At 64.8% G+C, this 20185-nt stretch carries 15 protein-coding genes; 8 read left to right on the top strand and 7 right to left on the bottom strand.

Features of this window, described 5'->3' with window-relative positions; translation table 11 throughout:
- Positions 1-100: 100 nt before the first annotated feature.
- Positions 101-2131: a heavy metal translocating P-type ATPase gene (locus tag V9F06_02435; GenBank protein MEI2616484.1), complete on the top strand. Its 2031-nt coding sequence runs from the start codon at positions 101-103 to the stop codon at positions 2129-2131.
- A 111-nt stretch (positions 2132-2242) separates the two neighbouring features.
- On the opposite strand, the gene V9F06_02430 is transcribed toward V9F06_02435, so the two are convergent.
- Positions 2243-2707 (bottom strand): response regulator, encoded by a 465-nt coding sequence (locus V9F06_02430; GenBank protein MEI2616483.1) that lies wholly within the window; start codon positions 2705-2707, stop codon positions 2243-2245.
- Between the two features lie 224 nt (positions 2708-2931).
- On the opposite strand from V9F06_02430, the gene V9F06_02425 reads away from it, so the two are divergent.
- Together V9F06_02425 and V9F06_02420 are read left to right on the top strand one after the other, a co-directional pair.
- Entirely contained in the window at positions 2932-3834 is a 903-nt protein-coding gene (locus V9F06_02425) for a 2-hydroxy-3-oxopropionate reductase (GenBank protein MEI2616482.1), read from the top strand.
- A 113-nt stretch (positions 3835-3947) separates the two neighbouring features.
- Positions 3948-4739 (top strand): aldolase/citrate lyase family protein, encoded by a 792-nt coding sequence (locus V9F06_02420; protein ID MEI2616481.1) that lies wholly within the window; start codon positions 3948-3950, stop codon positions 4737-4739.
- Here the strand turns inward: V9F06_02420 and V9F06_02415 are convergent.
- A complete protein-coding gene (locus V9F06_02415; GenBank protein MEI2616480.1) occupies positions 4736-5263 on the bottom strand; it encodes a hypothetical protein in 528 nt (175 codons plus the stop codon). The genes V9F06_02420 and V9F06_02415 overlap by 4 nt on opposite strands.
- Positions 5264-5407: 144 nt before the next feature.
- On the opposite strand from V9F06_02415, the gene V9F06_02410 reads away from it, so the two are divergent.
- Positions 5408-6796, top strand: coding sequence for an Nramp family divalent metal transporter (locus tag V9F06_02410; protein ID MEI2616479.1), 1389 nt, complete (start codon positions 5408-5410; stop codon positions 6794-6796).
- Positions 6797-6801: 5 nt separating this feature from the next.
- Positions 6802-7707, top strand: coding sequence for a universal stress protein (locus V9F06_02405; GenBank protein ID MEI2616478.1), 906 nt, complete (start codon positions 6802-6804; stop codon positions 7705-7707).
- Positions 7708-8140: 433 nt separating this feature from the next.
- On the opposite strand, the gene modA is transcribed toward V9F06_02405, so the two are convergent.
- The 3 genes from modA to V9F06_02390 form a co-directional block, all read right to left on the bottom strand.
- The gene (modA, locus tag V9F06_02400; GenBank protein ID MEI2616477.1) at positions 8141-9043 is read right to left on the bottom strand and encodes a molybdate ABC transporter substrate-binding protein; all 903 of its coding nucleotides are present in this window, start codon (positions 9041-9043) and stop codon (positions 8141-8143) included.
- A gap of 147 nt (positions 9044-9190) precedes the next feature.
- Positions 9191-9934 carry a hypothetical protein gene (locus V9F06_02395; GenBank protein MEI2616476.1) on the bottom strand — a complete coding sequence of 248 codons (744 nt, stop codon included), beginning with the start codon at positions 9932-9934 and terminating at the stop codon, positions 9191-9193.
- Positions 9935-10104: 170 nt separating this feature from the next.
- Entirely contained in the window at positions 10105-10395 is a 291-nt protein-coding gene (locus V9F06_02390) for a hypothetical protein (GenBank protein MEI2616475.1), read from the bottom strand.
- Between the two features lie 441 nt (positions 10396-10836).
- Here V9F06_02390 and V9F06_02385 point away from each other — a divergent pair, with 441 nt between their 5' ends.
- From V9F06_02385 to V9F06_02375, 3 genes are all read left to right on the top strand, one after another.
- Entirely contained in the window at positions 10837-13650 is a 2814-nt protein-coding gene (locus V9F06_02385; protein ID MEI2616474.1) for a 2-oxoglutarate dehydrogenase E1 component, read from the top strand.
- A 66-nt stretch (positions 13651-13716) separates the two neighbouring features.
- Positions 13717-14976: a 2-oxoglutarate dehydrogenase complex dihydrolipoyllysine-residue succinyltransferase gene (odhB, locus tag V9F06_02380; protein MEI2616473.1), complete on the top strand. Its 1260-nt coding sequence runs from the start codon at positions 13717-13719 to the stop codon at positions 14974-14976.
- A gap of 127 nt (positions 14977-15103) precedes the next feature.
- Positions 15104-16120: a hypothetical protein gene (locus tag V9F06_02375; GenBank protein MEI2616472.1), complete on the top strand. Its 1017-nt coding sequence runs from the start codon at positions 15104-15106 to the stop codon at positions 16118-16120.
- Positions 16121-16213: 93 nt separating this feature from the next.
- On the opposite strand, the gene V9F06_02370 is transcribed toward V9F06_02375, so the two are convergent.
- Both V9F06_02370 and V9F06_02365 read right to left on the bottom strand, forming a co-directional pair.
- Entirely contained in the window at positions 16214-17308 is a 1095-nt protein-coding gene (locus V9F06_02370) for a zinc-binding dehydrogenase (GenBank protein ID MEI2616471.1), read from the bottom strand.
- 1155 nt (positions 17309-18463) lie between these two features.
- Positions 18464-20059 (bottom strand): peptide chain release factor 3, encoded by a 1596-nt coding sequence (locus tag V9F06_02365; GenBank protein MEI2616470.1) that lies wholly within the window; start codon positions 20057-20059, stop codon positions 18464-18466.
- Between the last annotated feature and the right edge of the window lie 126 nt (positions 20060-20185).

Below are 20185 nucleotides of genomic sequence, written 5' to 3'. Positions count from 1 at the left end.
ATTCCGTAGTTGCCCTCGTCACGAGTGAGATTTGATACTATGTGCGAATGATTCTCAACTGGCATCACCGTGATGCCAGCGAGGAGTAACGGGGGCGCACATGGCGATAGACACGGACACACCCGTGATCGCATCAATAGAGGAACACGACCTCCGGCCGCACCAGCACAAGGTCGAAGAGGAACGGCCGAGCCTGCTGGATCGCTACGGCCTGGCGGTGGCAACGGTTACCACGCTCATCGCGCTCCTGCTCGGCTGGGGACTCGGCAGGGCCGGCGTCATCGGCCATAGTGGCCAGGTCGCCTTCTACGTCGTCGCCTACATCGCAGGCGGAACCTTCGCGACCAGAACCGCGCTCACCAGCCTGTGGAATCGCAATATCGACGTTGACCTGCTGATGATCGTCGCCGCAATCGGCGCGGCAATCATCGACCACTGGGTCGAGGGCGCGATCCTGCTGTTCCTCTTCTCCCTCGGCAACACCCTCGAACACTACGCAATGGGCCGCACCTATAGCGCCATCCGCGCACTGATGGATCTGCGTCCCGACGAGGCTCGGGTGCTGCGCGACGGGACCGAGTCGATCGTTCCGGTCGAGGAGCTACGGCTCGACGACGTCGTCATCATCAAGAATGGCGAGAGGATCGCGACCGACGGCCAGGTCGTCCGAGGCGAATCGGCCGTCGATCAATCAGCGATTACCGGTGAGTCGATGCCGGTCGTCCGTCGCGCTGGCGACGGTGTCTTCGCCGGAACGATCAACGGCCACGGTGTCCTGCACGTCCAGGTCACCAGGCTGGCGAGCGAAAGCACACTGGCGAAGATCATCCAGATTGTCGAGACGGCCCAGGCGGAGAAATCAGCCACCCAGCGCTTCACCGATCGGTTCGAGGGGCTCTACGCTGGCGGCGTCATCCTCGCCGCGGCGCTCTACGCCATCATTCCCGCGCTTGCCACCGACCGGACACTGAACGAAACGTTCTACCAGGCGATGATTCTGCTAGTGGTCGCCTCCCCATGCGCGCTGGTTATCTCGACACCGGCGTCGACCCTCTCGGCGCTGGCCAATGCCGCCCGACAGGGCATTCTGTTCAAGGGGGCTGCCCACCTGGAGGATATCGGCGTCGCGCGGGTCGTGGCCTTCGACAAGACCGGCACACTCACCGTCGGCCGGCCACGAATGACGGACCTGCGCCCGGCCAGCGGGGTAGCGCCAGAGGAGCTGTTGCGCCTGACCGCTGCGGTCGAGCGGCTCTCCGAGCATCCGCTCGGCGCGGCGGTCGTCGAGGCAGCGCTGGAACGGCGACTGCCGGTGCCGGAAGCACACGATGGCACATCGATTATCGGTCGGGGCATCGAGGCGGTCGTCGATGGAGATATGGTCCTGGCGGGCAACGACGCACTCTTCGTCGACCGCGGATTCGCCATCCCGGCGGCGCTGATCGACGAGGCGAACGAGCTGCGCGACAACGGCAAGTCGACGATGTTCGTCGGCATCCAGCACGCCGACGGCGTCAGGTTCCTTGGTGTCATCGGTGTCGCCGATACCGTCCGACCGGTTGCCCGTGAGGTCATCGAGCAGCTCAAGGCGCTCGGCGTCGAGAAGACGATCATTCTGACAGGGGACAACGAGCGCGCCGCGCGAGCCATCGCCCGACAGACCGGCGTGGACGAGTTTCATAGCCAGTTGATGCCGCAGGAGAAGCTCGACATCATCGAGGAGCTCAAGCGCCAGTACGGCACGGTCATCATGGTTGGCGATGGAGTGAACGACGCCCCGGCGCTGGCGACCGCCTCGATCGGTATCGCAATGGGCGCGGCCGGCACCGATGTCGCGCTCGAGACAGCCGATGTTGTCCTGATGGCCGACGACCTGACTCGACTGCCCTATGCCGTCGAGCTCAGCCGGCGGACACGCAGAATCATCCGCCAGAACCTGACCTTCGCGCTGGGTGTCATCGTTGTCCTCGTCACCGGCACGCTGCTTGGCATAACCACTCTGCCGCTCGGCGTCATCGGCCACGAGGGCAGCACGATCATCGTTGTCTCGAACGGCCTGCGGCTGCTCGGCGGAAGCGCCCCCAAGCGCCGCGTCGAGACTGTCGGGGCGCTCCAGCCGGCCGGGGACTGAACCGGGAAGATCGCCTGCCCGACGACATGGCTACCGGCCCGGCGGGCTGGCTGCGACAGACGACTCGATAACGCATCCTGAGGGGCCGGCCCCTCAGGATGCGTCGGTTTGTCACCCGGCAGCATCCCGTACCGTAAGCGACTCCCCCGGCGACTCCAGCATATCGGCAATGACATCCAGCAGCGTGTCGATCTCAAACGGTTTGTAGAGAATCCGCTGATTGCGGCTGTGAATCTCGCGGTGGGCTTCCTCCGCGATATCGCGCTCGCCGAGAGCTGTGCAGAAGAGCACTGGCAGGCCGCGGGTATGCTCGGCATCGGCAAGCATCGCGGCAACGATGAGACCATCAGGTGGCTGATGAAAGACGATGTCGAGAATCACGAGATCGGGTCGATTGCGAGAGATCTGATGCACGACTCCCTCACTCTGATCGAGGGTTGCGACCTCGTAGCCGCCTTCCGAAACGAGGATCTCACGCATCAGGTCGAGGAATTCCGGAGAGTCATTGATGATGAGAATCTTCGGCGGCGCTCCCCGGCCGGACGCGCCCGACATCCTGTCCTCCATGTTGGTCATGTCCGGTCTTCCCTTCAGCCGCCAACCGCCGTGCGTCGCCGCGACGCACGATGCCCCTATGTCCTCATCTCCGATCACATTGGCAAATAATAGCCCAGCCACGGCGGATCACCCGCCCGAATCAGCCGGTTGACCCCTCATCCTCCGGACGGTAGCATGCTCCCGCGGACGGGCAGCGTGCGCCGCCCCACGTTGGCGCCGCCCGGCGACAAGACGGAGGAGAGATGGCAGAACGAGTCGGGTTCATCGGGTTGGGGATCATGGGCAGGCCGATGGTTCGCAACCTGGCAAAAGCAGGCTACGAAATCGTCGTCTACAACCGAAGCCAGGACGACGTCGATGAGATCGTGGCCGAGGTCGAGCAGGCGACAGCAGCCAGGAGCGCTCGCGCTGTCGCCGCAGACGTCGATATCGTCATCACAATGCTGCCCGATTCGCCGGAAGTCTCCGATGTCGTCTTCGGCGAGGCGGGCATCCTCGCCGAGATGGGCGCGGGCGATCTGCTGATCGACATGAGCACGATCGCCCCCGCAACCGCGATCGCGGTAAGCGATGCCCTGATCGCGCGGGGCGCCAGCGCGCTCGACGCGCCGGTCTCTGGTGGTGACAAAGGAGCGATCGCCGGAACACTGTCGATCATGGCCGGCGGCAGCGCGGCCGATTTCGACCGGGCCAGGCCGCTGTTCGAGGCGATGGGCAAGACGATCATCCACGTTGGCGGGCCCGGCGCCGGGCAGACGGTCAAGGCGTGCAACCAGATCGTCGTCGCGATCCACTACGCCGCCGTCAGCGAAGCATTACTGCTCGGCGCGATGGCGGGAGTCGATCCCGAGAAGGTCGTGCAGGTCCTCAGTGGCGGGCTGGCGGCCAGCCGTGTGATGGAGATGCGCGGCCCGGGCATGATCGCCCACCAGTTCGAGCCGGGATTTCGGATCGATCTGCACCGCAAGGACCTGAATATCGCGATGTCGACCGGGCGCGAGTTCCATGCGCCATTGCCCGTCTCGGCGCTCGTCACCCAGCTCTACGAGAGCATGGCCGCCCGCGGCGACGGCCAACTCGACCACTCCGCCCTGATCACACTTTACGAGGCGATGGCGGGATTTCGGATCGGGGACGAGGGATGAGGGATGGGAGCATCACCATTGACGAATTGAGATTGGTAACAACCACGCTCGACTACTGACACCCCCGTCTCCCCGCGGGAGAGGGGGCCGGTGGGGTGAGGTCTCCCCCCACCATGAAAGGACGCACCGTGCAGCACAACCGGGTAAAGGCAGCGCTTCGCGAGGACAAGGCAGTCGCAGGGCCGATCATCAGCGAGATGCGCTCGATCGGCGGCATCAAGCTGATGGCAGCCGCCGGGTTCGACTTCCTCTTCCTCGACATGGAGCACGCGATGTTCGACTGGGAGACGATGCTTGGCCTCGTCCAGACCGCGCTGCTCTGCGACATCGTCCCGATCGTCCGACCGACCGACAATCTCTACTCACTGGTTGCCCGGGCATTCGACTCGGGCGCGCAAGGCGTGATCATCCCTCGCGTCGAGAATCGCGAGCAAGTTGAGGCAGCCGTGTCGTATGCGAAGTACCCGCCACTCGGCCGGCGTGGGGCCGGCGGCGACGGGCGCAACGCCTACATCCGCAAGGGTGTGGTCGAAGCGATCGAGGACGCCAACCGTGAGGGGATGGTCATCGTCCAGATCGAGTCGGCCGCCGCGCTGGACAACCTGGAAGAGATCGCCTCGGTCGATGGTGTCGACGTGCTGCTGATCGGCCCGCAGGATCTGTCGATCTCGATCGGCTGCCCCGGCAACTTCAGCCACCCAGACTTCCTGGCCGCCGCGACCCGGATCACCGAGGTCGGCCGCAAGCACGGCAAGGCGGTTGGCATGGTCGAGAAGGAACCGGCCGACATGCAGCGCTGGCACGACATGGGCATGCGCTTCCTCGTCACCTCATCCGACTCTTACATGCTTCTGTCTGGCGCGACGCAGTGCGTCAAGGGGCTGAAGGCGTTTACCGCGGGCTAACCACGCCGGCCACGGCCACGGAAACGCTCGTGGAACGTGCTAGGGTGCGGGGTTCGCGGGGCAAGTCCCAACTCGTAGCCCTCTTCGAGCATTGGCTGGAGAACATCGATGAAGCGAACGAGCCGGCCGGCCAGCTGCTCGGCAAAGAGTGGCGTCAGTGGCTCGACTTCGTGCAGCTCGAACAGGTGGCCCCAGGAGAGTGTCCAGCGCTCCAGCTCGACCTGCGCGCCGAGCTCGTGCTTGATCTCGAGAATCGCGGCGTCGAAGTGCGTCAGCAGCCGCGCGGTGCTGGCCGGCCCATCCTCGAAGTGCAGGCCGACCTCGATTTGCTGCTTCTCCGCATTGATCCAGATCTCGTAGTGGATGCGGTAGTTCGCGCCGTAATGCACCTTGAGCAGGTTCATCGTCTGACGCGTCTCAAACTCTTGTCGCTCCACGGGCAGCTGGCGGCGGGCGGCGTCAGCCAGGTCGCCGAAGAAGTCGCGTCGGGTCAGGACGCCGACCCCCTTCCCGCGCGCTGCCATGGTCACCCCCTTCCTGCAATCGATCGTAGCCTCAAGCGTCCCGCTCGATCAGCCAGTATTGCGCACTTGCCAGCATGGGCGTAGGATGAGGCTAGACTAATACTGACGTGCGGGATGCCATAGGATCGGTGACACCATTACTCAATGCCGGACGAGCAACCAGGAACAGGCCAGCCTGCCAACGGCACGACGAGCCAGAACGGCGCCGACAAGCATCATGTGAGACGCCGCTATGCCGGCGAGGTCATCGGCGGAAAAGCGGACACTGCGACGATTGCCACTGCCGGCGATGTGTTGTCCGGAGCCAGCAGTCATTCACAATGGAGACGGATCCTCCCGTTCCTCGGGCCGGCCTTCATCGCTGCCATCGCCTATGTCGATCCCGGTAACTTCGCAACGAACATCGACGCTGGCGCATCTTACGGGTACATGCTCATCTGGGTCGTCGTCGTCTCCAACCTGATGGCGATGCTGATCCAGTCACTCTCGGCGAAGTTGGGCATCGCCACTGGCCACAATCTTGCCGAGCTGATCGGCCGCGAATATCCCCGACCGGTCGTCTACGGCCTGTGGGGGCTGGCCGAGGTTGTCGCGATGGCGACTGACCTCGCCGAGTTCCTCGGCGCGGCAGTAGGGTTGAATCTGCTATTCGGCATCCCGCTGCTGCCGGCCGGCATCCTGACCGGCATCGTCACGTTTGCCATCCTCGGCATGCAGCATTACGGCTTCCGGCCGCTGGAGGCGGTCATTACCGGCTTCGTCAGCGTCATCGCAGCCTGCTACATCGTCGAGCTCTTCCTGGGCAAGCCGGACTTCGGCGCCACGATGTCGGCGATCGCCCGGCCACAGCTCGCCGGCGCCCAGAGCATTCTGCTCGCGTCGGGCATCCTCGGCGCGACAGTCATGCCGCACGTCATCTATCTGCACTCAGCATTGACGCAGGATCGCATCGTCGCCCAAGACGCCAACCAGCGTCGGAGACTCTTCCGTTTCGAGCTGGTGGATGTCTTCATCGCAATGGGGGTGGCAGGGTTTGTCAATGCAGCCATGCTGCTGATGGCAGCCGTCACCTTCCACGGCACCAACGTGATCTCCGAGGGGGACGATCTCATACTGCGCGCCTACGAGACCCTCACCCCGCTGCTCGGTGGATCGGCCAGCACGATCTTCGGCGTCTCATTGCTGGCGGCCGGCCTGTCGTCATCGACCGTCGGCACCATGTCTGGCCAGGTCATCATGCGCGGGTTCCTCGGCTGGCAGGTGCCGCTCTGGTTCCGACGATCGATCACCATGATCCCGGCGCTGATTGTCATCGCCCTCGGCATCGAGGCGACGAAGACGCTGGTTATCAGCCAGGTTGTCCTCTCGTTCGGCATTCCCTTCGCGTTGATTCCTCTCGTGCGCTTTACCCATCGTCGCGACCTGATGGGTGACCTCACGAACCTGAAGGTAACGACGATCCTCGCCAGCATCGTCGCCGCGCTTATCATTGGGCTCAATCTGTTTCTGCTCTACGAGACGTTCTTTGGATGATGACGATGACGACATCGGAGATCCGCAACATCCTCGTCCCACTCGACGGCTCGGCACTGGCCGAGTCATCACTCCCGCCGGTCCTGACACTCGCACGAGTGACCGGCGCGACAGTAACGCTGCTCCATGTCCTCGAGCACGACGCGCCCGAGAGCGTCCACGGCGAGCTGCATCTGAGCGAGGAAGATGAATCCTCGGCCTACCTGGCCGATGTCGCTCGTCGCTGGGACGGCTCGACAACCTTCGCCCAGCACGTCCACCCTAACCCGGAGCACGACATCGCAGCCAGCATCGCTCAGCACGCAAGCGAGCTCGACGCGGATCTGATCGCGATCACGACACACGGTGGGGGCGGAATCCGCGGGTTCGTCTTCGGGCGCATCGCCCAGCAGGTGCTACAGCAGACCGACCGGCCAGTGCTGGTCGTCCGGCCGAAGCAACAGTCGGCGCGACAGTTTGAATGCCCGCGCATCGCCGTCACGCTGGATGGCACCGCCGACGCCGCTCAAGCGCTGCCGCTGGCCCGCGACCTGGCGACGGCGCTCGGCGCGGAGCTGACGCTCATTCGTGTCGTGCCGACCCTTGGCGCAATTCGTGGCGAGCGGACTGTTCCAGCGACGATGTTGCCAACAGCCACAGCGGCGTTGCTCGAAATGCAGGTCCGGGAAGCTGCCCGCTATCTCGTCGGGGTCCGTGACGAGATCGGCGATCCGTCGGTCGTCGCGCTCGTCCGGCGTGGCGATGTCGCCGACGAGATCGCGGCGGCGGTGAATGAGACGGATTGCCGTCTCGTGCTGCTCAGCACGCATGGCAAGGCGGGGTTGGAGGGCTTCTTCACCGGCAGCGTCGCCGCGAAGATCCTCGACCATGTTCGCCAGCCAGTTATCCTGCTGCGCTCCGTTCGCAAGTAGCGCTGCTCGGTAGCCATCCCCTGATCGACGACCCTGTCTGAACGATCACGCTGAGCCAATCGGGTCGGCAGACCCCAGTTAGCATGGTCAGATTGAGCAGCGGCGAGATATCTCTCCGCTGCCTGAACACTTGCTGGTTAGAAAATCAGCGTCAGAATCGCCAGGAGGATCAGAAACCCAACGACGACCCCCATGCCAATCTCCCAGCCACGGCCCCACCCTTCCTGGGGTCGATGTGGGTCGTAAATAGAGCTCATGCATATCCCCCTTCCGGGCTGAGAGCCCGGCCGGCGGCTGTGTCGCGACATTCGCGCCACCTGCCAGCACCGAGCATCATCAGACCTGCAAGGCGCAGGCCACCACTGCTATCATAGGCCACACCATCGCCGTGCGGAAGATACCGGGCACAAGGTTGCAGCTTTTGCGGACGATGCTAGTGAAATCCGTGCGCTTGTAGCGTCTGCTGCCCGGCCGCGGACAGGACCGCGTCAATGAACGCCTGGCCGAGCGCCGCGTTACCACCAGCAACACGCGCAATCGGATATTCCGCGATCACGTTCATGGAATCCGGGATCCCGATTGTCGCGACATCGCCCTGCACTGCCGCCGTTACGTCGGACGCATAGACGATCCCGGCGTCTGCCTCGCCGAGCTGTACCTTGGTGACCACCTGCTTGACGTTATTCTCCTCAGAGACGACATTCGCCTCGACGCGCGCCCGGAAGTCCGCGCCGAAGGCCGGGTCGGCGCTCATCAGGTCGAGCGACTGTCGTGTATAGCGACCGACCGGCACATCCTTGTTGGCGATGACGATTTTCAGGCCGGGCTTAGCAAGGTCGATCGGCGCGTTGATGCCACCCGGATTGCTGGCGGGAACGATGATCGTCAGTCGGTTGTGGGTAAAGACTATCGGGTTACCGTCGATCAGGTTCGCGCCCTGAGCAGCCGTCATCTGCTTCAGGTCTGCCGACGCAAACACGTCCGCCCGCGCGCCCTGTTGCAGTTGGGTGACGAGCGCCTGCGAACCGGCGAAGTTGAACGAGATCCGAAGGCCGGGATTCTCCGCCGTGAGCCGGTTGCCGATCTCGGTGAACGCATCGGTCAACGACGCGGCAGCGAAGACCGTCAGGGACCCGGAGAGCGGCGCGCTCGTCGGCGACGAAGTCGGAGACCCGGTTCCGGAGGTTGTTGGCAACACCGCCGGCGCGCCGGTGGGACTGGCGGCGATACTCGACGGGATTGCTGTCTTGTCAGCTGAATTACCGCCGCAGCCACCCGTGGCGAGAATCAGCACGAGCGCCATACTGGCTGCGATGATCCGACGCGATCGTTCCACGCCCTGCCTCACTTCACGACACAATCGCCGCCAGGACACGGTATGGATTGTGCGACGATTGCTGTAGACGTTCTTAGTCAGTGCTTGAATATTCCTGCGGAATACTATGGGCTCGTCGTGGTCACGTCAAGGAGCGTCGGGCTGTCGCTACGTCGCGTAGAAGCTGGAGAGGCCGAGGAGCAGGAACAGGAGCCAGAGGGAGAAGATGCCAGGAATGATGCTGCCGCTCGCCGCGCGCAGGCCGGCCGCCGCCAGACCGATCAACAGCCCGGCGATAAGCCCCGCCACCAGCGCGACCAGCGTGTCTCCGCCCGACTCCTGCGAGGCAGTAGACAGCATCGCGCGCATCGCGAACGTCAGCGCATAGAGCCCACCCACCGCCAGCGTGGCCTGATGCGGCTTCAAGACGAGATCAAGCGCGCCGTGAAGGTAGCCAGAGACGATGACGACCATGACGGCCGCCTCAGCCAGCGTCACCAGCAGCAGGCGCGATCCGCCGGAGAAGTTCGCAGCCAGCATGAACACGGCGATGACGACGATCGTGCCGGCCAGAAACAGCAGCACCTGCGGCCAGAGCCGCCCTCGCCTCGCCAGCGCAACGATACGCTCGCGGTCAGCAGTGTCGGTCGGAACCGGCGACACCCGCCAGAGCCAGCCTGCAACAACTGCCGTCAGCAACGGCGCCAGCAACCGCAGCTGGAACCACTCGAGCGGCGTGTCCTGAGGGTTGACACCCGGCGCGCCCGCGTAGATCACCAGCATCGGCCAGAGGCCGAGGTAGAGAATCGTCAGTGTCAACCAGGTGTAGAGCGCGCGCAGGACAAACGAACGCACGCTGCCATAGCGCGCGACGATTGCATCCCGTCCCTTAGCCCTCGTCAGACGCACCACTGGCCGTCCACCATCCTCCGATCCGCGCGACTATCATGCTCGCGCAGGATACTCGACCGCGACAATGACGACCCGGCATGATGCCAGCGCGTGGGCGATGCTGACGCTCGCGGCCGGCCAGTACCGGTCCCAGTGAGGACATCTTCCCCACAAGCATCCCAGCCGCCATGCTATGGGATGCGCCGCGACCAGATGCTGGCAGGATAGCGCTCGCGAAGCAGGTCCCAAACCTCGTACATCGCCGCGTCGGAGTGTGTCAGCAAGAAGGTGGCGATCCCCAACCGGTAGAGTGCCTCGTCGGCCAGGGCGCCGTCGGGATCAGCTTGCCAGGCGCCGCGGAGCAGGTCGATCGCCCGTTGGGTCTGGTTCCAGCGCAGGGCAACCTCGGCTTCGCCGATATCGAGCACTGTCATGAACTCGCGGGGCGGCAGGAAGTTGAGCGAACGGTAGTGGACTGCCAACCGGCGATCGGCGAAGAGGATCGTTGGCGTCCAGATGACGCCCAGCGGCCGGACGATATCGCGTGGGCCATCGAACAGGTGTAGCTTGAGCGGAACGAACCGCTCTCCAATCTGTCGGGAGACCTCAGCGTCCGCATACGTATCGGCATCCAGCCGATCACAGCCTCGTCAGGGCGACTTGAAAACGTCGATCACGATGGGTCGCCGCAGCCTCAGCGCGTCCGTCTTTGCTTGCTCGACATCGCTTCGCCACTCGATCATAGAATCCCCCCGCGAATTGCGCTCCCCTGTGGAAGCATCGTAACGGCATTTGTACTATCATCAGGGAAAAGTGGCTGGTCAGACGGCTCATTCGCGGCCGCCATTCCACACCAGCCGAAGGGGCGAGGGCAGAGGGACCGCCCAATGGCGGGCATCGTCCATAAACGATAGGTGACCGACATGGCACAGGAAATCACCCCGGCGCGACAGTCGGCACGCTTCGCGTTCCATGGTCCGAACGCAGGCTACATTCTCGAGCTCTACGATCGGTACCTGTCCGACCCCGCGTCGGTCGATGCCGAGACCCGCGCGTTCTTCGCCGAATGGACGCCACCGCCAATCGGCGGCAACGGCGCGGCAACGGCTGCGCCGGCTGCTGCGCCAGCGGCGGACGTCTCGAAGATCCTCGCCGCAGCCAACTATGCGCAGAATATCCGGATCTACGGGCATCTGGCGGCCAGCATTGCCCCGGTCGCCCCCCCACGCCCGCCGGCCGCCGAGCTGAATCAGCAGCGCTACGGGCTGACCGACGCCGATCTCGAACGATTGCCGGCCCAGGTCGTTGATGGACCGCTCGTCTCACAGTCGCGCAACGCGCGCGAGGCGATCGAGCAGTTACGCGAGATCTACTCCGGCGCGATCGGTTACGAGTTCGACCATGTCCAGGATGTCGAGCAGCGCAACTGGCTTCGCGACGCCGCCGAATCGGGCGCGTTTCACCAGCCGCTGGACGCCGAGCAGAAGAAGGCCCTGCTCAACCGCCTCACCGAAGTTGAGGCGTTCGAGAAATTCCTCCACACGACCTACCTCGGCGCGAAGCGGTTCTCGGTCGAAGGGACCGATGCCGTCGTGCCGATGCTTGACGTCGTTGCGGGCGACGCCGCGCGCAACGGGATCCACGAGATCTTCATCGGCATGGCGCACCGCGGTCGCCTCAATGTTCTCGCCCACGTTCTCGGCAAGCCGTACGAGGCAATCTTCTCCGAGTTCGAGCATGGGCCACGGAGCGGTGTGTCTCAGACTGACACCAGCGACGTCGGCTGGACCGGCGACGTGAAATACCACCTCGGCCTGCGTCGCGAGGCCGGGCCAGGCTCGGGAACCCGGGTCGACGTGCCGGTCATCATGGCGCCAAACCCGAGTCACCTGGAGTTCGTCGATCCGGTTGTCGAAGGCATGGCGCGCGCCTCCCAGGAAGGCCGCGACAATCCGGGCTTGCCGACCCATGACCCGATGGGGGCGCTGCCGATTCTGATTCACGGCGACGCGGCGTTCCCCGGCCAGGGCATCGTCGCCGAGACACTGAACCTGTCCGGGCTCATTGGCTACACAACCGGCGGCACGATCCACATCATCACCAATAACCAGATCGGCTATACGACGTTGCCGGAGGATTCACGCTCGACCCTGTATGCCAGCGATCTGGCCAAGGGGTTCGAAATCCCGATCGTCCACGTCAATGCCGATGACGCCGCCGCCTGTCTCGAGGTTGCCCGGCTGGCGATCGCCTACCGCAATCGATTCAAGCACGACTTTCTGATCGACCTGATCGGCTACCGACGCTGGGGTCACAACGAAGGTGACGAACCCACGTTCACCCAGCCCGAGATGTATGCCCGAATCACCCAGCACCCGACCGCCCGCGCAATCTGGGCGCAAGAGCTGGAGGATAGCGGCGTCATCGGCGCTGGGGAGGGTGACCAGGTCCTCGCCGCCGCGATCGATCGCCTCCAGCAAATCCGCGAGGGAGCGTCCCGGGAGAAGCCAACAGCCGACGACCACCACGCGCTGACCTCGTTGCAGCCGGCTGATATCGAGACTGCCGTGTCGTCGGGCGTCCTCCACCAGATCAACAACGCGCTGCACACGTTCCCCGAGAACTTCACCCTGAATCCGAAGCTGAAGCGACAGCTCGAACGGCGCAAGGCGGCGCTCGACACCGACGGCGCAATCGACTGGGCACTGGCCGAGTCTCTCGCCTTCGGCTCGATCCTGATGGAGGGCACGCCGATCCGGCTAACCGGCCAGGACGCCCAGCGCGGCACGTTCTCGCAGCGCCACCTCGTTCTCCACGATCCCGACCACGGCTCGACGTTTACCGCGCTCCAGTCGCTGCCAGACGCGGCCGCGTTCGCCGTCTGGAACAGCCCGCTGTCGGAATCCGCCGCGCTCGGCTACGAATACGGCTACAGCGTCTATGCGCCGGAGACACTCATCCTCTGGGAGGGGCAGTTCGGCGACTTCGCCAATGGTGGCCAGGTCATCATCGATCAGTTCATCGCAGCCGGCCAGGCCAAGTGGCGGCAGACGTCGGGCATGGTCCTGCTACTGCCGCACGGCTATGAGGGTCAGGGGCCAGAGCATTCCAGCGGTCGCCTCGAACGATATCTGCAGCTGTGCGCGGATCGCAACATGCGTGTCGCGAACTGCACCACGGCTGCCCAGTATTTTCACCTGCTTCGCCGCCAGGCGCTACTGCTCGAACCCGACCCGCGCCCGCTCGTCGTCATGACGCCAAAGAGCCTGCTGCGCCACCCGCGCGCCGGGTCGAGCCTGCGCGACCTGACCGACGGCAAGTTCCAGATGGTCATCGACGATCCGATTGCCAGCGAGAAGCCCGAAGCGGTCCGTCGGGTCATATTCTGCACTGGGAAGGTCTACGTGGATCTGACCCACGAGCAGCACGATACCAACGAGGAGATCGCGGTCGTCCGTATCGAGCTTCTGCATCCCTTCCCATCCGACCAGGTACGGGACGTGCTGGAGCGTTACAAGAACGCGACGGAGATCGTCTGGCTTCAGGAGGAGCCACTGAACATGGGTTCGTGGTGGTACATGCTGGGCAAGCTGTACGTCCTTCGCAGCGAGATGGGCATCAAGACCGAGATTGAGTACATCGGCCGGCCGGAGCGGGCAAGCCCGGCCGAAGGCTCGGCCGACGCGCACGCGGAGAATCAGGCCCGCATCGTCCGGAACGCCTGGACGTTACCGTAATAGACCGTTCCGGCCGGCTGGACGTGGCCGCCGACCTTTGAATCGGATCCTTCGAAGGAGACGAACGTGGCGCTTGAGATCAAGGTCCCAACGCTTGGCGAATCCATTGTGGACGCGGTCATCGTCAAATGGCTCAAACAACCGGGCGAGCACGTCGCCCGGAGCGAGCCAATCGTCGAGCTGGAGACGGACAAGGTCAACGTTGAGATTCCCGCCGAGCAGTCGGGGGTGATCGGAGCTATTACTCGCAACGAGGGCGATACTGTCGAGGTCGGCGAAGTTATCGGCACGCTCGTGGCCGGCGAAGCCGCCGCAACCGCCCCGGCCGAGCAAGCTGCCCCTGCCCCTGCGCCAGTCGCCTCCGCACCGGCGCCCGTTCCTGCCGCCGCTCCGCCGGCAGCAGACGATATCGCTCGCCGCGCCGGGCCGGCCGTCCGCCGGCTGGCCGAGGAGTATGCGGTTGATCTGGCCCGTATCGATGGATCGGGGCCGGGCGGCCGCGTTTTGCCCGACGATATCGTCCGCCAGGCTGCCAGCGCCGCGCGACCAGCTGCGCCAGCGGCGCAGCCCACGCCAGCGGCAGCCCCGGCCGTCGCGCCACCGCCGCCCGCCACGCCGATGCTCGGCGGGCGCGAGGAGCGGGTCCGAATGTCGCGCCGCCGCCAGACGATCGCGGCGCGCCTGCTCGAGGCGCAGCATTCCTCCGCGATGCTGACGACGTTCAACGAGGTCGATATGACCGCTGTGATGCAGGTCCGCAGGGAGCGCCGCGACGCGTTCAAGGAGCGCCACGGCGTCGGCCTCGGCTTCATGTCGTTCTTCACCAAGGCGTCGATTGGCGCGCTGAAGGCATTCCCAGCGGTCAACGCGGAGATCCAGGGCAACGAGGTCGTCTACAAGCGCTACTACGACGTCGGCATCGCGGTCGGCGTCGAAGATGGGCTGGTCGTGCCGGTCGTCCGCGATGCGGACAAGATGACGTTCGCCGAGATCGAGCAGGAGATCATCGACCTGGCGACGAAGGCGCGCGGGAACAAGCTCACCATCGACGAGCTGCAGGGCGGCACCTTCACGATCACCAACGGCGGCATCTTCGGCTCGCTGCTCTCGACTCCGATTCTCAATACGCCGCAGGTCGGCATCCTCGGCATGCACAAGATCCAGGAACGCCCGGTCGCAGTCAACGGCGAGGTCATCATCCGGCCGATGATGTACCTTGCGCTCTCGTACGACCACCGCATCGTTGACGGGCGAGAGGCGGTCCAGTTCCTGGTCAAGGTCAAGGAGCTGCTCGAGGACCCGATGTCGCTGCTGCTCGAGTCCTAGCCAGCGCGCAAGCCACGATACGATGGCGACGGGGAGGCGAATCTACGCCTCCCCGTCGCCATCTCTGCCGCCAGCAGCCGACAGGAGGCCACCTCTGACACGCCGGACCTGGGATTCAGTCGAAGAGATGCTTGCGCCGGCCAACCTCTCGGAGATCGTCGGCCGGCCGGTCGATGACGTCCGCCACATCGCGCTCGGCCAGCAGGAATCGGCCCATTCCGGGAGCGCTCTCTCGGTGATCGAGACTGGATCCCTTCGGCTGATCCTGAAGCGCGTCGCGCACACCTGGGACTATTTCATGCGCGTCTCAGACGATCGTCACGGGCGCGAGGCCGCGCTCTGGGCACATGGGCTGCTCGACAGGCTGCCGTCCGAGATGGTTCATGCCTACCTCGCAACCGCCCGCGACGATGAGGGCTGGGCGGTTCTGATGCGCGACGTCGCCGATACACTGCTGCCGTCGGGCAAGCCGATCCCACCTTCTGCCCACGAGCGGATTATCACTGGCCTTGCAGCGATGCACGCGGCCTACTGGGACATCGGGCCAGACCAGTTCCTCTGCGACCCGTGGCATCACTACCATGTCGTCTCTCCCGACGCGGCACAGAGCGACCCCGGCGAGCACGGCGCGCTCAACGAGATCATCCCCGATGGCTGGGAGAAGCTCACCAGCCTGCTCGATCCCGGCATCGCTCGCGAGGCGCTGGCGCTGGCGAACGACCCAGCCCCGCTCGTCGCCGCGTTGGCGTCGCTGCCGCAGACGCTCGCGCACGCCGACGCCCGGCCGGCCAACATCGGCATCGAGGATGGGCGTGTGCTACTGATCGACTGGGCGCTGGCCGGACGCGACGTCGCCGGCCTCGACATCGTCTGGTACATCGCCGGCTCGGCCGATCACAGCCCGATCTCGCGCGAGGCATCGCTGGCGCTCTACGAGCGCGCCCTTGCCACCTGCCTCGGCCCGCGCTTCGACCCGGCCAGCTGGGCCACCATCCGCGACCTCAGCCTCCTCGGCGGCCTGCTGCGCCACGGCTGGATCGCCGCCCGTGTCGCATTTCGCGGAGACGAAGCGAACCGCGAAGGTGGGCGCGCCGACGTCGCCTGGTGGGAGCAGGCGGCGAAGGCAGGGTTGGCGAGAATGTAAGGGGCGGCCGCCATCGTTGCACACAGTGCTCCCACCCTCTCCGAATGCTGGGAGAGGAGTGAGAGCTCTATGGGTAGCAGCGAGGAATACCGCCTAGCGGTCGAACACGATGACCGAGCGCAGCGTCTCGCCGCGCTTCATGGCGTCGAAGGCTTCCTCGGTCTCCTCGAGACTGATCCGACGGGTGACGAGGGCGTCGAGGTTGAGCTCGCCCTGCTGGTACCAGTCAGCCAGCAGCGGGAAGTCGCGGGTTGGCAGACAGTCGCCATACCAGGAGACCTTGAAGCTGCCGCCGAGATCGAAGAAGCGCTGGATATCCAGCTCCAACGTCGGGCCAGGGCCAGGCACGCCGATCAGGACGCATGTCCCGGCCAGATCGCGACAGAACAGCGCCTGCTCCAGCGTCTGTGGGATGCCGACCGCCTCGAATGAGTAGTTGACGCCGTTGCCGCCGGTGATCTCCTTGATCTTCGCAACAGGGTCTTCCTCGCGCCCGTTGATCGTGTGCGTCGCGCCGAACTGCTTCGCCCACTCCAGCTTCCGGGGATCGATGTCGACGGCGATGATCGTCGTCGCGCCGGCCAGCTTCGCGCCCTGGATGACGCTATCGCCGACACCGCCGCAGCCGAATACTGCCGCGCTCGTGCCGGGCCGAACGCCGGCCGAGTAGAGTGCTGCGCCGACGCCGGTCATCACGCCGCAGCCGATCAGCGACATCTGCTCCGGCGGCAGGTCGGGCGAGACAGGGACAGCCTGCCTGGCATGGACGAGCGTGTGGGTGCAGAAGGTGCCGATGCCGAGGACTGGCGTCAAGGTGACACCGTCAGTCGTGCGCATCCGCTTCTGGGCGTTGAGGCTGGCAGCGCAAAGATTGGGGTGGCCCGTCTTGCAGAAACGGCACTCGCCGCACGGCGCGCGCCAGGCGAGGATGACATACTCGCCGATACGCGACTCGTCGACCCCCGGGCCGACCGCCTCGATAACACCGGCCCCCTCGTGCCCCATCAGGAACGGGAAGCCATCGGTGCCATACGTGCCGCTCTTGACGCCCAGATCGGTGTGGCAGACACCGGAGGCGAAGATCTTCACCAGCACCTCGTTCGGCCCCGGGTCGTCGATCGTGAACTCCTCGATCGAGACCGGCGCTCCCGGTGTCCGCGCAATTGCTCCGCGTGCGGTGATGGGCATATGTCCTCCTGCTCTCTGGTGGCATCCATGCTCGTTGCCTCGATTGTCCACGGAAGCATACGCGCGTCAACCGACCGGCGACCGGCGGCCACGACGAGGCGTCATCATCTGGCAGCGTCCGCTTCCGATTGGCCTCTAAAGCAGGAATCTACAAGAGCAGGAGTGATGCAGTCGCCCCGTCATCCCGAGCCGCAGCGAAGGATCTCCGCTACGTTCGACTACAGCTGGTCGAGGGGAGATTCCTCGCTGCGGCTCGGAATGACAAGCGACAACGCCGACAGCCGATCCTGCCCTTGTCATGCTGAGTACAGCGACCAGCGTGATCTGTCATGTCGTTGGGTACGGTAGGCCCCCTTCCCTCTGTCATCCTGAACGGGGTGAAGGATCCGTTTTCCCGTCTGGAAACCGAGAAACGGGGAGGACGGATGTTTCGCTCGGGGTGCCCTCTGGGCCACACATGACAGAGGCACAGGTGGCTGCCGACCTGACACATCATGCTAGTCGAAGCACTGAGTGCACCGACTAGCGTGATGTGTCCTGTACTGTGGTGCGACAGCCACCCCGGCCGTTTGTCATGCTGAGCCTCAGCGAAGCATCTCCTCATGCTGGATGCATTCAGACGCAGGAGAGATCCTTCGGCTGCGGCCTCAGGATGACAAGGTGCGGGGAGGCTGCCAACCTGACACATCATGCTAGTCGAAGCACTGAGTGCACCGACTAACGTGATGTATCCTGTACTGTGGTGCGACAGCCACCCCGGCCGTTTGTCATGCTGAGCCTCAGCGAGGAATCTCCCCTGGCTGGATACAGTCGAACGCAGGAGAGATCCTTCGGCTGCGGCCTCAGGATGACAAGGTGCGGGGAGGCTGCCAACCTGACACATCATGCTAGTCACTGTACTGAGTAGGCGACCCCAGTGATCCTGTCATTCTGAGCCGCAGCGAAGACTCCGTTCCTCCCCGGCAGCTGCGACCGAACGCAGGGAACCGGATCCTTCGCTCCGCTCAGAATGACAGCGGGAGGGGTGGCTGCCGGCCTGACACATTCACTGCGGTCGACTACTGAGCCGTAGCGAAGCATCTCCCCGGCCGGACATCGTCAACGCGGAGGAGATCCTTCGGATACGGCCTCAGGATGACAGGACACGGGCGTCGCTCACGCGCTCGTGGCGAGCTCGACACCCTCAGTGTTCTGGATCACGTAGTTCAGGTCCCAGGTCGTCGAGAAGCACAGGACGGTGTTGCCGTCACGATCTTCGCAGCGCAGGCGGCCGCGGCTACGGGCCAGCTCGGCGATCTTCGCGGCATCGCCGCGCGCCCAGCGGGCCAGCTCGTAGGGCAGTAGCTCCAGCCGCGTCTCGACGCCGTATTCGTGTTCCAGCCGATCGCGGACGACATCGAACTGCAGCTGGCCGACGGCGGCGAGGATCGGCTCGCGCCGGCCGGAGTCGGTCGGATAGAGCAGCTGGATGCCGCCCTCCTCCTCGATCTGCTCCAGCCCCTTGAGGAACTGCTTGTAGCGATCGGTGCGGATATTCTCCAGTCGCGCGAAGTGCTCCGCCTGAAAGCGCGGCAGCGGCGGAAACGCGCCGACTGGCTCGCTGGAGACAGTGTCGCCAATGGCAAACGTGCCGGGGTTGATCAGCCCGACGACATCGCCAGCGTAGCCCTCTTCGACCGTCTCCCGATCCTGCCCGAATAGCTTCATCGGCCGGGCCAGCCGCACCATCTTGCCGGTGCGGGCGTGGCGTACGCTCATGTCGCGCTCGAACCGGCCAGAGCAGACGCGCAGGTAGGCGACGCGATCGCGGTGGCGCGGATCCATGTTCGCCTGGATCTTGAAGATGAACCCGCTGAACGCCTCGTCGCTAGCATCGACGCCGCCATCGCTCGTCGATCGGTGGCCGGGCGAGGGAGCAATGTCGACGAATGCATCGAGGAAGAGCTGGACGCCGAAGTTGGTCAGCGCGCTGCCGAAGAAGACGGGGGTCAGCTCGCCGGCCAGCACACGATCGCGGTCGAACGGCGCGCCGGCCATCTCCAGCAGCTCGACATCCTCGCGCAGCTGCGCCGCGGGAGCAGCGCCGATCATCGCGTCGAGTCGCGGATCGTCGACACCGGCCACGCTGACCGGCGCGCGGTGAGCGCCGTGCTCGGTGCGCTCGAAGCGATGCACCTGGTCGGTCGCGCGGTCGTAGACGCCCTGGAAATCCGACCCATCGCCGATCGGCCAGTTCATCGGGCAGACGGCCATCCCGAGCGTGCGCTCGATCTCATCGAGCAGCGCCAACGGGCTCTGGGCCGGCCGGTCCATCTTGTTCACGAACGTGAAGATCGGGATGCCCTGCTGGCGGGCGACCTCGAACAGCTTCAGTGTCTGTGGCTCGATGCCCCGCGCCGCGTCCAGCACCATCACGGCGCTGTCGGCGGCGGTGAGCGTGCGGTAGGTGTCCTCGGAGAAGTCCTGGTGACCGGGTGTGTCGAGCAGGTTCACCTGGCGGTCGCGGTAGGGGAACGACAGCACCGTCGACGTGATCGAGATGCCGCGTTCCTGCTCCATCTTCATCCAGTCGCTGGCGGCAGCCCGCTGCGCCTTGCGCCCGGCCACCGACCCCGCCAACTGCAGCGCGCCCCCGTAGAGCAGCAGCTTCTCGGTCAGTGTCGTCTTGCCGGCGTCCGGGTGCGAGATGATCGCAAACGTCCGCCTGCGGGCGGCTTCCTGTTCGATATCGGTGGCAAGCGTGAAGGTCAAGGTGGCTCCGTGGTTCATAGCGACAATGCGCCCGAGGCAAACACCTAAGTATACAGCCCATCGCCGACACGCTATGGCGTACCATGACCTCAATGCCCACCACCGAGAGGAGTGTGGCAAGACCCA

Source organism: Thermomicrobiales bacterium (genome assembly GCA_037045155.1).
Classification (GTDB): Bacteria; Chloroflexota; Chloroflexia; order Thermomicrobiales; family CFX8; genus JAMLIA01.
The sequence above is the reverse complement of the archived record's forward strand: the minus strand, read 5'-3'. Positions and strand labels throughout refer to the sequence as shown.

Bases quoted from the DNA above. Each gene is read 5' to 3' on its own strand.
- V9F06_02420 (MEI2616481.1), top strand. From the start codon at position 3,948: ATGAAAGGACGCACCGTGCAGCACAACCGGGTAAAGGCAGCGCTTCGC.
- V9F06_02430 (MEI2616483.1), bottom strand. From the start codon at position 2,707: ATGACCAACATGGAGGACAGGATGTCGGGCGCGTCCGGCCGGGGAGCG.
- V9F06_02375 (MEI2616472.1), top strand. From the start codon at position 15,104: ATGCTTGCGCCGGCCAACCTCTCGGAGATCGTCGGCCGGCCGGTCGAT.
- V9F06_02370 (MEI2616471.1), bottom strand. From the start codon at position 17,308: ATGCCCATCACCGCACGCGGAGCAATTGCGCGGACACCGGGAGCGCCG.
- V9F06_02385 (MEI2616474.1), top strand. From the start codon at position 10,837: ATGGCACAGGAAATCACCCCGGCGCGACAGTCGGCACGCTTCGCGTTC.
- V9F06_02425 (MEI2616482.1), top strand. From the start codon at position 2,932: ATGGCAGAACGAGTCGGGTTCATCGGGTTGGGGATCATGGGCAGGCCG.
- V9F06_02410 (MEI2616479.1), top strand. From the start codon at position 5,408: ATGCCGGACGAGCAACCAGGAACAGGCCAGCCTGCCAACGGCACGACG.
- V9F06_02415 (MEI2616480.1), bottom strand. From the start codon at position 5,263: ATGGCAGCGCGCGGGAAGGGGGTCGGCGTCCTGACCCGACGCGACTTC.
- V9F06_02435 (MEI2616484.1), top strand. From the start codon at position 101: ATGGCGATAGACACGGACACACCCGTGATCGCATCAATAGAGGAACAC.
- V9F06_02405 (MEI2616478.1), top strand. From the start codon at position 6,802: ATGACGACATCGGAGATCCGCAACATCCTCGTCCCACTCGACGGCTCG.